This window comes from Paenibacillus sp. JJ-100, assembly GCF_948329825.1.
Taxonomy (GTDB): domain Bacteria; phylum Bacillota; class Bacilli; order Paenibacillales; family Paenibacillaceae; genus Paenibacillus.
This window is the reverse complement of sequence record NZ_CAOJCM010000004.1, coordinates 262,696-277,072: the sequence shown is the minus strand read 5'-3', so window position 1 is coordinate 277,072 and position 14,377 is coordinate 262,696. Positions and strand designations below refer to the sequence as shown.

The window sequence follows — 14,377 nt, the reverse complement described above, 5'->3', positions numbered from 1 at the left end:
GCTTCCCTCTCCCTTCAGCCTTTGCGCAGCAGGTTCGCTTCCGCCTCGGACAGCTGGGTGTAGTTCGGCACCAGCGCATGTACGTCGTCACGCTGACCTGCAAGCAGCGCTTCGGCGCCAAGGCGCCCAATCCAGCGGCCTTCCAGCTCATACGGTACGAGCTGGAGCGCCGTTCCTGCGGGGCAGCGAAGCTCTGCCGCTGCCGCCGCATGCTGGGCCGTCTCGCCGACGATCCAGACGGCAGCCGGCCGCTCTTCCGGCGCCGCCTCCGCCAGGCGGGCGGCGAGCTCTTCCAGCCATCCGTCCATTTGGCGGATGGCATCCGGCGCCAGCCGGCGGGGCGCATCGCCGCCGGCGGAGGCGAACAGCGCGGTATAGGCTTGACCGCGCCGCGCATCCACGAGCGGAACGATCCAGTGGACAGGGGCGGCACCTGTGCCGCCCTGGTCCGCGGATGGCGTTCCGCTAGGTACGGCTGCGGCATGATCAGCCGCAGCTTCTGCCTTGGCGGCGAGGCCGCTATGCCAGCCGCCCCAGGCGAGAGCCTGAAGGCTGGACACCCCGGCAACGGGGATGTCCCAAGCCCAGGCAAGCGTCTTCGCCGCGGTCACCGCAATGCGTATGCCCGTGTAGGAACCCGGACCAATGCCGACGGCAATACCGTCTAGCTGGCCCGGTTCCGTACTGCTGGCAGCGAGCAACTGCTCCATCACTGGCACAACGTGCACCGAGTGATTACGCTCAGCACGCTCATTGCGTTCTTCCAGCAGCGATCGCTCCTCCATCACCGCTGCAGCCATGACTGCGGTGGATGTATCCAACACCAAAAACCGCTGACGCGGCTTTTTTTGCAAATCTTCCATCATCCTATGACTCCATTCTGTCTGAACTGTCGGCACAGCGCGGCATACCCTTCACCGTACCCATCCAGTGTAATCTTGCGTTCTTCCGGACCCATGGTTTCAATCTGTACATGAAGATGGTCTTGCGGTAGAAGCTCAGGAATGATGCTAGCCCACTCTACAAGACTGACTCCTGTACCGTAAAAATACTCTTCAAGCCCCAGCTCGTCCGCTTCTTCCAGCGAAATTCGATATACATCCATGTGGTATAAAGGCAATCTTCCCTCGTATTCCTTAATTAACGTGAATGTCGGACTGCTCACGACATCCCTCACACCCAGATGCCAAGCAAACTTCTGGGAAAATGCTGTTTTGCCGGCACCCAAATCGCCATCCAATGCAATGACCATTCCGGCATGTGCTTGCGTGGCAAGAGCCGACGCCAGCGCTTCTGTATCTGCAATGCTATGGGACTCATACACCCACTGCTCATGCGTCTGATTCAATATACGCCCCACCTTTGACGGTTCCCCGCCTGAGTTCACTTTGACCCTTATTATATCGGTCCCTTTCCTCCCCCGCAACATCGAAGGAACATGCTCAATAGTCCATCTCTCATAACCATCTTCATCTATTTCATCGATGAGATGAAATAAACCGGCACCTCTCGGTGCCGGTCGTCTAGAATATGCTTACGGACACTCCGGACACTCTACAAGATACGAGCACCTGAGTTAGCCTATTTTACATCTATATTGATATCTACATCTGCAAGATCCATCTTATCATGGTCCCATGCTTACTTCCTAACTATTGATTGCGAATGCTTCCTCACCAATAGTTTCATCACCAAGATGGTCTATACTTGATTGCCTGGTAGCTACTCCTCCAGACGATCCACACGCACTGTTTGAGTGTTACCGGGTCTGCTCCCGACCTGCACAGTTGCCATACCGTTAGCTTCGTCCACATGTTCAATCCATACAGGATCTCCTTCAAGCGTCACTGCAATGGTATCTTTGGAATCATAAATGGCCTTGGCCCGCTTTGTATCCATCATCTCATTCGTAGTCTCCTTCCGGATCTTCATTGTGATTTTCCTGAACCATCGTATCCGTCGTACTGTCACCAATATACCCATTATCCTCTGTAACTTGACCTCCGCCTAAGCCCTCATTCACCATGCGATCAATGTCGAGCATGAAGGATTCACGATCCAGCGGTAGCTTCTCCGAAGTGACTGCTTCCCAATTCACATCCGTTCCCGGCGTGTAGAACTCTTCTGCACTTTCGGCATCTTTCAGAGGATAAGGTGTGAATGTATGCTTGTGCGCTTCTTCCTCGTCTCTCTTGTTCTTCATCTGGCACCTCCCCATCCTGTTTTTGTTATCATCCCCGACTATTACTGAACCATACAAACGATTGCACACAACCGCTTAAATCAACCGAAATAACTACACGATCCTGAGTTAGGTTCGCGACTATCTCTCACAACAACTGCCCATACTATTTATAAAAAAGAACTTGGAAAGGAGCCGACCTTATGCATACCGTCTGGAAAGGCGCTATCAGTTTCGGTCTCGTGCATGTGCCTGTCAAAATGTTCTCGGCCACCGAAGACAAGGATATCTCCATGCGTTACATTCACAAGGTCTGTGGTAGCCCACTCGCTTATGTACGGCAGTGCCCCTCCTGTGAGGTGGACGTTAAATGGGAAGAGATCACCAAAGGTTATGAATATGAAAAAGGTAAATTTGTCCTGTTTGAAAAAGAAGAACTTGAAGCTCTGAATGAGTCAAGCAGCAAAACCATTACGATTCTCGACTTTGTGGATTTGACCGAAATAGATCCAATCTATTTCCAAAAGACCTATTACCTTTCGCCCGATCAAGCGGGTGGGAATGCTTATCAACTCCTGATGAACGCCATGCGAGATACAGGTAAAATTGGCATCGCCAAAATCTCCATCCGCTCCAAAAGCAGTCTTGCTGCCATTCGTGTGCTGGAGGATTGTTTATCGATGGAAACCATTTTCTATCCAGATGAGATCCGTCCAGTCTCACAGGTTCCCAATCTTCCCGAAGTTCAACAGGTGAACGAAAAAGAACTCACCATGGCCAAGTTGCTGATTGAACAGCTATCTACACCGTTTGAACCTGCCAAATATACAGATGATTATCGTGAAAAATTGCTTGATCTCATTCAGCACAAGGTGGCTGGTGAGGAAATCAAGATTGCTCCATCCAAACCGGAGGCCAATGTTATGGATCTGATGGCGGCGCTTCAAGCAAGTATTGAAGCAGTGAAGCCTATTCCCGCTGATCCCGGGACAACGACGGCCAAACCCAAAAAACGCGCTCCACGCAAAACGACTGCTCAGGCCGCGGTCGGAGGAGATCAAGAAGCACCTGCTACACCAAAACGCAAAAGAGCATCCACCAAACCAAAAACTTAATCATCTGGAATCCAAGTTAACTTGTTCGTTTTTGAGCCCTACTTACTTGAGACGTATCAACTTTTACTTGCCATCCGCTTACTATCCCGTTTGTATTTCTTCGGTTTAGGAAAATGAACAGCCAACCATAATCATGATTAATCCTGGCGCTGATCCGTGTCTTTGTTGAACGAAGTAAACGGGCTGCTTTCACCAATTGTTTCTGCGGATGGCAGAATATTTTTATGTTTGTTCTCATTAAGCTATTGACGAAAGTAAGTTAATATTCTATACTAACTTATGAAAAGTAACTTATTAATATTTTTAAAGCGACATGAGTAATAAGTGTTAGGTACCATCTTATTTTTGTCACTGCGACCTTTGTCTTGATCTACACTGAAACTTTCATATCAAGTAGTACAACTTTTCTTTTCACCAACCTGAGAAATATAGTTTATCTTCATCTGACACATCATTTGAGCAGCCTATAGGAGGATTATTATTATGAATACTACTTATCAAATTCCAGCGACTACCCGTCTGGGTGAAGTCAGTCTCAGAATTAGCAATCTGGAGCGATCTATTCAATTTTATACGGATGTTGTAGGTCTAAAATTGTTGAAACGCCAAGATCCTATTGCCACCATGACAGCGGACGGTAAAAACGTTCTCCTTCGCCTTGAGGAAGTAAGTAACAGCGTCACGTTCCCTGAGCGGACCCACGCCGGTTTGTACCATTTCGCAATACTGCTGCCTGATCGCAAGTCTCTTGGCTTAACTGTTCGTAATCTTGTAGCATCCGGCATTGACGTTGGTCAAGGAGATCACCTTGTGAGTGAAGCCTTCTATATATCTGATCCTGACCTGAATGGGATTGAAATCTATGCTGACCGACCTCGTGATACTTGGCAACGTGATGCGGATAATAATTACATCATGGCTAGTGATCCTGTAGATGTGCAGAGCTTGTTTGACCTGTCGGCGAATGAAACCTGGAGCGGCCTTCCTGCTGATACTGTTATAGGTCATGTTCACTTCCACGTCCGCAGTCTGCAAGAAGCTCGTCGTTTCTACTCAGGTATCCTTGGATTCGATGTGGTGGGTAACTTTGCCAACATGTCCGCATTATTCGTGTCAGCCGGCGGATATCATCACCATATCGGACTTAACGTGTGGGCTGGTGTTAATGCTCCGATTAACCCTGCTAATGCGACGGGAATCGACTATTTCACGATTGTGTACGCTCATGAAAGAGAAGTTCAGGAAGCCATTGAGCGCTTACGTCAATCAGGGATAGAAGTGACCAAGAATGAAGATGGTTGGTATGCGGCAGATCCGCAGAACATTCGAATTCGCCTCATTGCGGAAAACTAAAGTTTGAATAGATATTAGAATGATGTTCTTCTTCTCACCATTGTGTTAAAACAACAAGCCTGTCCCTCGTCCTCCGTTCGCTTCAACAGGAGAACGTAAGGACAGGCTTTTTTAGCATGGTTGATAAATTCAGGAATATTGACACATCCTAACTGAGCCTAAACAACGCCACACGAAAGAGTTTGAATCGCAGCAAGATGTCTGGATGAAATTATAATTAATACCTATGGAAATCGTGTTTGATATTCTTTAGGATTTGTGGAATTGGAAATAATGAAAGGTGTGTAGGAGGCGCGATGATATGAAAATCAATCCAATTATTCCATTTGAACCAGTCAGAATGCTTCATCCCCCCTCAGGAAGCAACTGGGTAGCTCAAGTCAAGTGGGATGGGGTAAGAATTCTACACTATTACGATGGAAGTGAATCTCGGTTGTTCAATCGAAGATTAAATGAACGTACGAAACAGTATCCCGAATTCCTGGATACGCACACTTTCTGCCAAGCGGATTCTGTGATTCTTGACGGAGAGGTAATCGCTTTTGACAACACCACACCATCCTTCCATGAAGTTATGAAAAGAGATCGCCTGAAACAAGAACAAAGTATACAACATGCTTTGAGTGTCACGCCTGTTACTTATATGATTTTTGACATCTTATATTACAATAACGCCTGGGTTACAGATCAGTCCTTAGAATACAGACAACAACTGCTTGATCGAATCATCATGCCCCGAACGAATGTACAACTTGTACAAAATTTCAGCGATGGGCCCGCTCTTTTTAAGCTTATGAGTCAGTATCAGATGGAGGGTGTGGTCTATAAGGACCTTTCCAGTAAATACAGAATACAAGGTAAAGATGATCGATGGAGAAAACATAAAATTGTGAATGATCTATTTGCCGTCGTAGGTGGAGTAACCAAAGCGAATCACATTGTTAATTCTCTTTTGTTAGGTTTATATACCGATACAGGTGACCTGATCTACATCGGGAGTGCAGGTACAGGAAAATTAAAACGCCAAGATTGGGTATCCATCACTGAACAGACAAATAACCTCGTTTCTGCACAATGTCCATTTTCCAATGTCCCGGATTCAGCAAAAGAGGTTTTTTGGGTTCAACCTGAGTTAACTGTGAAGGTGGAATATCTTGAGTTTACTCCTGGAGGATCGATGAGACATCCAAGTATTCAGACTGTTGTTGATATCGATATCCATGAATGTACAGTAAGTCAAACTGCATCATTCCAAAAAGAATAGAAAGGAGACACCATATGCCGAACAAAATCAAAGGCTCCATCACCATTGAAGGTGTAGAGCTGACCGTTACGAATCCAGATAAACTGTTATGGCCCGAAGCAGGTATAACCAAAGCTATGTATTTACAGAAGTTAGCTGCGCTCGCTCCGTACCTGTTAACCTACACCCGTAACCGATTACTGACAACCATTCGATACCCTCATGGTGCCGGAGGAACTTTCTTTTATCAAAAAAATGCCCCTGAACCTGTACCTGAATTCGTTCATACACACGATCACGAAGGCATCCGCTACATAATCATGAACGAATTGCCCGAGCTACTCTGGCTCGGTAATCTTGCAGCATTGGAATTTCATCCTTCGCTGCACGCCATAAATAGTACGCTTCCGTGCGAATGGATGATTGATCTGGACCCTTCATTGGAGCATGAGCCACGGATCATGGAAGCTGCCCTCATTGTAGGTGAAACCTTATCCTCGCTAGGATTGCAATCTGTCCCCAAAACTTCGGGTGCTACAGGCGTTCAGATCATTGTACCGATCAAGCCAGGGGTATCCTTTGATGAATTGCGGGATATCGGTCATTTTGTTGGAAAATATGTCACACAAAAGCATCCTGAATTATTCACACTGGAACGGCTGAAAAAAGACCGGGGCGATCGAATCTACTTTGATTATCTTCAGCATTATGGTGGCAAAACGTTAGCAGCGCCTTACACCCCTCGCGCGAAGCCAAAAGGAACCGTCTCTACTCCGCTAACTTGGGATGAGGTACGCAGCGACGTTTCCATTCAGGATTATCACCTGATGAATATTATTGAACGTCTCCATGTTGTTGGCGATTTGATTGCGGCTGTCCCTCCACAGCCTATAGAGCTGATTCTAAGACACTTAAAGAAAAAATAGCCGATACCTTCGATCAGGTATCGGCTATTTTTATGCACCGCATCACTTACGCAACGATGTTTTCTATTTCACATTACACTTGCTTCATTTCTCAAATGTAAGAAACAGCTAATGTATACCTTTTTTCTTGAATCGTCCGCCCTTCACATCGTGAATGTTACCAATGGCCACAAAGGCCTGTGGGTCCCAATCTTCAACAATAGACTTTAGCTTCGCTTCTTCCAGACGGGTGATGACAACGAAAATGATTTTTTTCTCATCACCACTGAATCCGCCTTCGCCGTCCAGATACGTTACACCGCGTCCAAGACGATCCGTTAGCGCTGAACCGATATCACGATACTTCTCACTAATAATCCAGACGGACTTGGACTGATCCAGCCCTTCGTTCACGATATCAATCATTTTCATTGCGATATAGTAGGCAATCATCGAGTATAAAGCGTTGGGCCAGCCGAATACAAATCCAGCACCTGCAAAAATAAATACGTTAATAATTAAAACGATCTGTCCTACAGACAGCGGTGACTTTTCACTGAACAAAATGGCTACGATCTCCGTACCGTCCAGTGAACCACCAGAACGTATCACAAGTCCTACCCCGACACCCAGAATCAATCCGCCGAATACAGCTCCGAGAAGCGGTTCGCCCGGGGTCAACGCTGGAACCTTGTGAAGTAAAGATGTGCCAATGGACATCACGACGATCCCCAGCAGAGTGGATAATGCAAAAGTCTTTCCAATCTGCTTGTAACCGAGAATCAGAAAAGGCAGATTGAGCAGAGTCAGGAATATCCCCAGTGGTAGATGGGTAAGTTCCGATACCATAATTGAAATCCCCGTGATGCCACCGTCAATAACGCCATTGGGAACGAGGAACACTTCAAGTGATACTGCCATAAGTGAAGCGCCGATCAGAATCATAACGATACGCTGTAGAAACTTCAGGGTAAATACCGAGCTTTTGACGCCGTGGCCAGCTTGTTTGGCCGTTAGTTCTTTCATCGTTACATTGGACATAGTTTCCCCCCCGTAAAATCAGAATGTGAATCCATTTTATATATCCATTAAACTACTCCACGGGGAAGATCCATGTAGAAAAAGGAGCTAAACTTTATTCTGCATGTACTTTAACCCAACATCAAAACGGGTATCTAAAGGCGATATAAAATAGATTCAACATGTACTTTGTGCTGAGCCAAACTTCCAAAAAAGAGCAAAAGGGAGCCTGTTTCTCGCAGACTCCCCTCCTTCACCATGACATGATTTATATCATTATTATATCATAAAACATCAAATTAGTGCAAAATAGTCAGCAAAAAGAAGATAAATTCACAAAAAGTGAATTTACCTTCAGAAATCTGGCTAAATCGGCTAAAGAAGCGGAGAAAGCATCCGAGAAAGCATTTCAGCCCCTTTTTGCAAGCGTGAGCGATGTTGAAAAACCTGTGGATCAATCTGACTGCACTCCTCCAGATCCCGCTCAAAATCCTGAAGCAAACGATGGATAGCAGAGCTTTCGAACAATACAGCCGTTAATTCAAAGTTACAGAAAAAACTGCGCATATCCATGTTGGCAGTACCAACCGTTGATAACAAATCATCCACAATCATTACTTTGGCATGAACAAACCCTTTACGATATTGATAAAACTTCACACCCGCGCGCAATAACTCTTCAACATAAGAAAGTGATGCCAGGTGCACCAGCCTTGAATCCGATTGATAAGGAATAATAATTCGCACATCGACTCCACTGACAGCCGCCGTTTTCAGTGCTTCGTAGAGAGCTGGATCAGGTATAAAATAGGGTGATGTAATATAGATCCGTTCACAAGCAACTGAAATCGCTCCAAAACACATCTCCTGAATGGCATCCCAATCTTGATCTGGCCCGCTCCCCAGAATTTGAATCCGTTCTTCCCCGCTGCAAATATGAGGTGGAAATAACTCTTCGAGCTGCGGCTCCTGAATCCGTTCTCCCGAAGCCAGCTTCCAATCATTAAGAAACGCACTTTGCAGAAAGTAGACTGCATCTCCTTCAATCTGCACATGGGTATCTCGCCAAAAACCAACCTCTGGGTATTGCCCCAGGTAATCATCTCCAACGTTAATTCCACCAACAAAACCTACCCTGCCATCCACAACGACAATTTTGCGATGATTACGATAATTAACCCTACGATCAATCGTCGCAATGAGTGGCGGCAGGAAAAAATGAAACTCAACACCCGCATCCTGAAGCTTGCGAATAAAACTCCAACTCAGGTGATGACTACCAAGCCCGTCACAGATAAATCTTACCTTGACGCCTTCCTGTGCTTTACGAATCATCACCTGTTGAAAGCGTGTACCGATCACATCATCCCTGAAAATATAAAATTCTACATGTAGATGATGTTCCGCCTTCTCCATCTCTCGCAGCATAGCTGCGAAAGCCTCTTCCCCATTCGTGAGCACCTTGCTTCGATTACATCCTGTAATTGGGCTCTCCGACAGATGGGACAGCAAGTTAAATAAGCGATGCTGATGTTTGAACCTGTCTCCTGGCATTTGACCAACTTCATGTACGATGTGAGCCTGCTTCCAGATGGTTTTACGCATTTCTCTAAAGATTCTAGACCCACCCTTTCGCAGCTTTTTACGTTTGCTGTAGTCTTGGGCAACGAAGTAATACACCACGAATCCGATCAGAGGCACACAAAATAATATGAATAGCCAAGCCACCGCTTTGGCTGGATTACGGAACTCCAACACCAGAATGGTAGCAGCCTGAAAAATAAAAATAAGTAAAATAACGACCAGCCAGAGCATGTGGCTTCCTCCTTAACAACTTACTTGCAACTATTCTATTCCACCGTTCCACCCTTCTCCCTTTCATCCTAACCAGCTTTGACGATATTGCTTCCAGCTAATCATAGATACCCAATGTGGACCCGATTCGTAACGAAAATCTAGATAAAACTTTACATAGGCGATACCTGTACGATTTTAAAAATTATATTTGTACTGCATATTTAGGGGATCATTTTTTCCAGACTATTCCTAATTCCTTCAATGGAAGGTGGTCTTCTTACGTAAAATTAGATATAATACTCGTTAAAACTTATTACATCAAAGGAGAAGAGTAGTGAATGGACAGTGAGAGGTTTGCGATAAATTTGGTTTTGATTGCAGTATTGATAGGTTTATCGGCATTTTTTGTGGCAGTAGAGTTCGCTCTGGTACGGGTTCGCTCGAGCCGGATTGATCAAATGATTGCAGAAGGGAACAAACGGGCACTCGCTGTGAAACAGGCCGTTGCCAATCTGGACGGATATCTGTCTGCTTGTCAGCTGGGGATCACCATAACGTCTCTCGGATTGGGCTGGCTCGGTGAACCTACGGTAGAGAAAATTCTCCATCCGGTGTTTGAGAGCATGAGCATTCCTGCTTCACTTGCTTCATTCCTTTCGTTTGTCATTGCATTTGTATCGATCACGTATCTGCACGTGGTTGTGGGTGAACTGGCTCCCAAAACGATTGCGATTCGTAAGGCCGAGACGGTTGCCTTGCTAACGTCTGGACTTATCATCTGGTTTAACCGAATTATGTATCCTTTTATCTGGCTATTAAACGGCTCTGCGAACCAACTGGTCAAATTGTTCGGGATCAAACCTGCTTCAGAACATGAAGAGGCACACTCCGAAGAAGAATTACAGATTATTATTAATGAGAGCTTTGAGAGTGGTAAAATCAATCAGGCTGAATTTGGGTATGTGAGCCGCATTTTCGCTTTTGATGAGATGTTAGCCAAAGAGATTATGGTTCCCCGGACTGACATGGTCTGCCTTTATCTAAATAAAACGAACGAGGAAAATCTGGAGATTATTCGAGAAGAACAGTATACCCGCTTTCCAATCGTTAATGAGAACAAGGACGATATTATCGGTATCATTAATACAAAACAATTTTTCCTGGAACTGTATGGTAATGATGAACCTGTAGACCTGTATTCCCTCATTCAACCTGTGTCAGCGGTTCATGAGACAACGCCAGTCAAAGATCTGCTCAAAAAAATGCAGAAGGATGGTGTTCATATTGCTGTATTGGTCGATGAATACGGAGGTACCTCGGGTATCGTAACGATTGAAGATGTGCTAGAACAGATCGTCGGTGAGATTCGTGATGAGTTCGACGCAGATGAAGAGGAAGAAATTCAGATTATAAATGAACACTATGTCATCCTGGATGGTAAGGTTTCGCTGCCTAAAGTCAATGATATGTTCCTATCTTCTCTGGATGCAGATGAGTGGGATACAATCGGAGGCTGGCTCTACAGTCATCGCCCAGAGATGGAAGAACAGGAAGAGTACGAATTTGAGAATCTAACTTTTGTTCTGCTGGAAAAAGACAAAAATCGCTTCTATAAGGTCGCTATCGTTCCTAAAGAACCACTGAATATGTCCGATTATACGGATGAGAACGAAAAAGAAGCACCACTGTAATTGAAAAAGGTCTGTCCCTTCGTCATTTATGACGAGGACAGACCTTTTCTGTATGCCAAGCTATTTACCAATGGATCATCATCCTTAGAGGACCTTGAAGTCATGCTGTTCCGTGTGGGTGTACAGTATGGAATTATCCAGCATCCCCGCCTACAACTCATTTGGGATCTGCTTTATCGTCAACAATTCGGTTCTGGATTTTGCGAAATATAATTTTGAGAATCATATACAACGGAATGATGATGATCATACCAAGAATGTTCCCAAGGTCAGCTCCAACGAGCAACAAGATCACCGTTGTCAACGGATGAATATCGAGCTGCTTGCCATATACATAGGGCGAGATTAGATTATCCTGAATTTGCTGTGCTACCACAATGATAAGGAGGGACCAGAACGCCATGGAAGGCGAGTCGATAAAAGCGACAATTACAACCGGAATGGCTGCTAGCAGTGCCCCCACATAAGGGATAAAGTTGAGTACAATGGACACCATCGTTAATAATAGTGCGTAAGGCAAGCCAATGATAATGAATCCGATAAACATGAGGATCCCCAGCGCCACATTAACAATAACCCGGCCTACGATATAATTGCTTAGCGCCTCATCAATCTCGTGAACGGTTTCTTCCGCATCTTTTCGATAGTTCCTTGGAAATAATAGCGTCAAGTTCGTCCCGAATTTACTACCTTCCTTCAACATGTAATAGAGCATAATCGGGAATGTTGCCAAAATGATAACCAGGTTGGATACAACGGAAAACAGACCCGAGACATAATCGGTAACCTGCGTGATTCCCTGGCTTAAATATTCCGACATTCTGGTAAGCAAGTCCGAATCTTCAGGCAGATATCGGGCAAGGAAACGATTGTCTTCCAGAGCTTTAATCTGCTCCACAAGCCCAGAAATGAGCGCAGGCGTATTTTCAACAAAATTCCACAATTGTTCCCGCAAGGAAGGCCATACCAGAACGCTGAACCCTGCGATGAGGAGCCCCACAGCGAGGTAGATAATCAGTACAGATAAAGCTCTTTTGATGTTATGCTGTTCCATGAAATCTATAAGTGGACGCAGAAGATAATAGAAAAATCCTGCGATCAGCAACGGAACAATGATGATGTGAATCAATGAGGTTAGAGGTCGAAAAATAAAATTCACTTTTTCTCCTAGATACACAATCAACAGGAGCAATATAATCGCTGTGCATACGCGGTAAAATTTGTTGTTTATCACGAAATGTGCTCCCTCCGTGCGCTGTCATAGCAACGTATATGTAACTGCGGCAATAATATAGTTCTTACCTTACAATAACAGTATGTACCCTGAATGATCCCCCATGCCCCATATAAACAAAAAAAGAGGCAGGAATTAACCTGCCACATCTCTTTTGTTGAACACAACCCAGGATATTACCATAAAGATTACATAATATACGGCGAGCACGGCTATTGAGAACCCGAGAGTCATCCCATCACTTGGACCAGTCATGAAGCCCAGCTCTGATGAAGTGTTCATATATCTGCTCAGATCCATGTTGTTGAATAGAACATATTTGGCCCATTCATATCGTTCCGTGTTAAAGATCGCTGAGAATATACTTTGCGTAAACATAATAAACAGGGATAAACCGATCGCAAGCGCACCCGAACGAAATACCGAGGATACCATAAAGGCTATCGCAAGTGTAATAAACAGGTCGATGTACAGATAGAGCCACATTGTTAACGCACTGGATGCCTTGACACTTCCCCCTGCCGGAACATCATGGGAGAACAGAAAATAAGAGCTTAACATAGCCAATCCAATAACGAGCAATGTACTCATTATACTAAACCCTACTACGGTCAGATATTTGGAAGCGAGAATTTTGCTGCGAGACCATGGACGTATCAACAGCAGTTTAATCGTTCCCCATGTGAATTCACCAGCGACCGATTCTGCTGCAATGACCACACAGAAAATGGTATTCAGGAAAAATGCAATCTGAACCGTTGTAGCCGCGGGCTGCCAATACAAAACACCACTTGACCCCAAGCCTTCTCTCAGTAACAGAGGAAGTAGCAAGGAGATCAGCGCTAGTATAGCCAACATAAACCAAGTACGTGCACGGCGGAACACCTTCATATTTTCATTCAGTAGCAGATTGCCGAAACTACTCAATGCCGCCACCTCCAGTCACTTGTAAGAATTGATCCTCCAGCGTACGAGTCACAGTACGAATACCATAGACCTGCACGCCTTCACGAACTAGTTTGGCATTAACCTCAGGAATCTGTTCCCGTGAGAGAGACATCACAATTACATTCCCCTGATTAACCGCCTCTCCCTCCATAAGTTGAACAGCACGTTCTCCATCATTCACTTCAAACGCCACTTCCATTAATGCATCTGAACCTTGTTCATCTCGGAGATTTCGAACATCTATCAATTTTCCATTCTGAATGATGGCGACAGTGTCACACATCAGTTCCATCTCAGATAATAGATGGCTGGATACAAAGACGGTAATCCCCTCTTCACGGGTGAGAAGGCGCAGATAGTCCCTTAGTTCCCTTATACCTTGTGGATCAAGACCATTCGTTGGCTCATCCAGTACGAGCAACTTAGGTCTATGTAATATAGCCTGTGCTACACCAAGACGTTGACGCATACCTAATGAATACGTCTTAACCTTATCGTGGATACGCGCTGCCAGACCGACACGTTCAATCGTCTCTGCAATACGTTCCTTAGTAACACCAGGTGACATACGTGCAAAATGGACCAGATTCTGATACCCCGTCAGAAATTTGTACATCTCAGGATTTTCAACAATGGCTCCTACCTGAGATATCGCCTTCTCAAACTCGTTCTTGACACTGTGTCCAGAGATGAAAATATCTCCTTTACTAATAGACATGAGACCTACCATCATTCGAATCGTTGTTGTTTTCCCCGCGCCATTGGGCCCTAAAAAACCAAAAACCTGGCCCGGAGAAATATCCAGGGTCAGGTCGCTGACCAATGATCGGGAGGAAATGATTTTACTGACGCCCTGAAGTCGGACGACTGGCTCCTGCTGCATTCCATC

Annotated in this window: 14 protein-coding genes; 5 read left to right on the top strand and 9 right to left on the bottom strand. The window is 45.4% G+C overall.

Annotation, left to right across the window (positions count from 1 at the left end; genetic code table 11):
* Positions 1-14: 14 nt before the first annotated feature.
* The 4 genes from tsaB to PQG66_RS17125 all read right to left on the bottom strand — a co-directional run bounded on the left by tsaB (position 15) and on the right by PQG66_RS17125 (position 2,203).
* Positions 15-863 (bottom strand): tRNA (adenosine(37)-N6)-threonylcarbamoyltransferase complex dimerization subunit type 1 TsaB, encoded by an 849-nt coding sequence (tsaB, locus tag PQG66_RS17140; protein WP_272039194.1) that lies wholly within the window; start codon positions 861-863, stop codon positions 15-17.
* Entirely contained in the window at positions 863-1,348 is a 486-nt protein-coding gene (tsaE, locus tag PQG66_RS17135; RefSeq protein ID WP_272038954.1) for a tRNA (adenosine(37)-N6)-threonylcarbamoyltransferase complex ATPase subunit type 1 TsaE, read from the bottom strand. Before tsaE ends, tsaB begins: the two co-directional genes overlap by 1 nt.
* A gap of 374 nt (positions 1,349-1,722) precedes the next feature.
* The gene (locus PQG66_RS17130; RefSeq protein ID WP_272039193.1) at positions 1,723-1,899 is read right to left on the bottom strand and encodes an H-type small acid-soluble spore protein; all 177 of its coding nucleotides are present in this window, start codon (positions 1,897-1,899) and stop codon (positions 1,723-1,725) included.
* A gap of 4 nt (positions 1,900-1,903) precedes the next feature.
* On the bottom strand, positions 1,904-2,203 hold the full coding sequence (locus tag PQG66_RS17125; protein WP_272038953.1) for a hypothetical protein: 300 nt from the start codon (positions 2,201-2,203) through the stop codon (positions 1,904-1,906).
* Positions 2,204-2,385: 182 nt separating this feature from the next.
* On the opposite strand from PQG66_RS17125, the gene ku reads away from it, so the two are divergent.
* The 4 genes from ku (at position 2,386) to ligD (ending at position 6,819) form a co-directional block, all read left to right on the top strand.
* Positions 2,386-3,297 (top strand): non-homologous end joining protein Ku, encoded by a 912-nt coding sequence (ku, locus tag PQG66_RS17120; RefSeq protein WP_272038952.1) that lies wholly within the window; start codon positions 2,386-2,388, stop codon positions 3,295-3,297.
* Between the two features lie 483 nt (positions 3,298-3,780).
* Complete coding sequence (locus PQG66_RS17115) at positions 3,781-4,650, top strand: VOC family protein (protein ID WP_272038951.1); 870 nt, start codon at positions 3,781-3,783, stop codon at positions 4,648-4,650.
* 301 nt (positions 4,651-4,951) lie between these two features.
* On the top strand, positions 4,952-5,914 hold the full coding sequence (locus PQG66_RS17110) for an ATP-dependent DNA ligase (protein WP_272038950.1): 963 nt from the start codon (positions 4,952-4,954) through the stop codon (positions 5,912-5,914).
* A gap of 14 nt (positions 5,915-5,928) precedes the next feature.
* The gene (ligD, locus tag PQG66_RS17105) at positions 5,929-6,819 is read left to right on the top strand and encodes a non-homologous end-joining DNA ligase (protein WP_272038949.1); all 891 of its coding nucleotides are present in this window, start codon (positions 5,929-5,931) and stop codon (positions 6,817-6,819) included.
* 108 nt (positions 6,820-6,927) lie between these two features.
* On the opposite strand, the gene PQG66_RS17100 is transcribed toward ligD, so the two are convergent.
* On the bottom strand, positions 6,928-7,824 hold the full coding sequence (locus PQG66_RS17100) for a YitT family protein (protein ID WP_272039192.1): 897 nt from the start codon (positions 7,822-7,824) through the stop codon (positions 6,928-6,930).
* A gap of 369 nt (positions 7,825-8,193) precedes the next feature.
* Positions 8,194-9,633 carry a cardiolipin synthase gene (gene cls, locus PQG66_RS17095; RefSeq protein WP_272038948.1) on the bottom strand — a complete coding sequence of 480 codons (1,440 nt, stop codon included), beginning with the start codon at positions 9,631-9,633 and terminating at the stop codon, positions 8,194-8,196.
* A gap of 320 nt (positions 9,634-9,953) precedes the next feature.
* On the opposite strand from cls, the gene PQG66_RS17090 reads away from it, so the two are divergent.
* Entirely contained in the window at positions 9,954-11,306 is a 1,353-nt protein-coding gene (locus PQG66_RS17090) for a hemolysin family protein (protein WP_272038947.1), read from the top strand.
* 157 nt (positions 11,307-11,463) lie between these two features.
* On the opposite strand, the gene PQG66_RS17085 is transcribed toward PQG66_RS17090, so the two are convergent.
* The 3 genes from PQG66_RS17085 to PQG66_RS17075 form a co-directional block, all read right to left on the bottom strand.
* The gene (locus tag PQG66_RS17085) at positions 11,464-12,540 is read right to left on the bottom strand and encodes an AI-2E family transporter (RefSeq protein WP_272038946.1); all 1,077 of its coding nucleotides are present in this window, start codon (positions 12,538-12,540) and stop codon (positions 11,464-11,466) included.
* A gap of 135 nt (positions 12,541-12,675) precedes the next feature.
* Positions 12,676-13,476: an ABC transporter permease gene (locus tag PQG66_RS17080; protein WP_442955114.1), complete on the bottom strand. Its 801-nt coding sequence runs from the start codon at positions 13,474-13,476 to the stop codon at positions 12,676-12,678.
* Complete coding sequence (locus PQG66_RS17075; RefSeq protein WP_272038944.1) at positions 13,460-14,371, bottom strand: ABC transporter ATP-binding protein; 912 nt, start codon at positions 14,369-14,371, stop codon at positions 13,460-13,462. The genes PQG66_RS17080 and PQG66_RS17075 overlap by 17 nt, the downstream gene beginning before the upstream one ends.
* Positions 14,372-14,377: the final 6 nt, after the last annotated feature.

What these genes read in the sequence shown, in the direction of transcription:
- cls (WP_272038948.1), bottom strand. Translation starts at nt 9,633, where the DNA reads ATGCTCTGGCTGGTCGTTATTTTACTTATTTTTATTTTTCAGGCTGCT.
- PQG66_RS17075 (WP_272038944.1), bottom strand. Translation starts at nt 14,371, where the DNA reads ATGCAGCAGGAGCCAGTCGTCCGACTTCAGGGCGTCAGTAAAATCATT.
- PQG66_RS17100 (WP_272039192.1), bottom strand. Translation starts at nt 7,824, where the DNA reads ATGAAAGAACTAACGGCCAAACAAGCTGGCCACGGCGTCAAAAGCTCG.
- tsaB (WP_272039194.1), bottom strand. Translation starts at nt 863, where the DNA reads ATGGAAGATTTGCAAAAAAAGCCGCGTCAGCGGTTTTTGGTGTTGGAT.
- PQG66_RS17110 (WP_272038950.1), top strand. Translation starts at nt 4,952, where the DNA reads ATGAAAATCAATCCAATTATTCCATTTGAACCAGTCAGAATGCTTCAT.
- PQG66_RS17125 (WP_272038953.1), bottom strand. Translation starts at nt 2,203, where the DNA reads ATGAAGAACAAGAGAGACGAGGAAGAAGCGCACAAGCATACATTCACA.
- PQG66_RS17115 (WP_272038951.1), top strand. Translation starts at nt 3,781, where the DNA reads ATGAATACTACTTATCAAATTCCAGCGACTACCCGTCTGGGTGAAGTC.
- ligD (WP_272038949.1), top strand. Translation starts at nt 5,929, where the DNA reads ATGCCGAACAAAATCAAAGGCTCCATCACCATTGAAGGTGTAGAGCTG.
- ku (WP_272038952.1), top strand. Translation starts at nt 2,386, where the DNA reads ATGCATACCGTCTGGAAAGGCGCTATCAGTTTCGGTCTCGTGCATGTG.
- PQG66_RS17090 (WP_272038947.1), top strand. Translation starts at nt 9,954, where the DNA reads ATGGACAGTGAGAGGTTTGCGATAAATTTGGTTTTGATTGCAGTATTG.
- PQG66_RS17130 (WP_272039193.1), bottom strand. Translation starts at nt 1,899, where the DNA reads ATGGATACAAAGCGGGCCAAGGCCATTTATGATTCCAAAGATACCATT.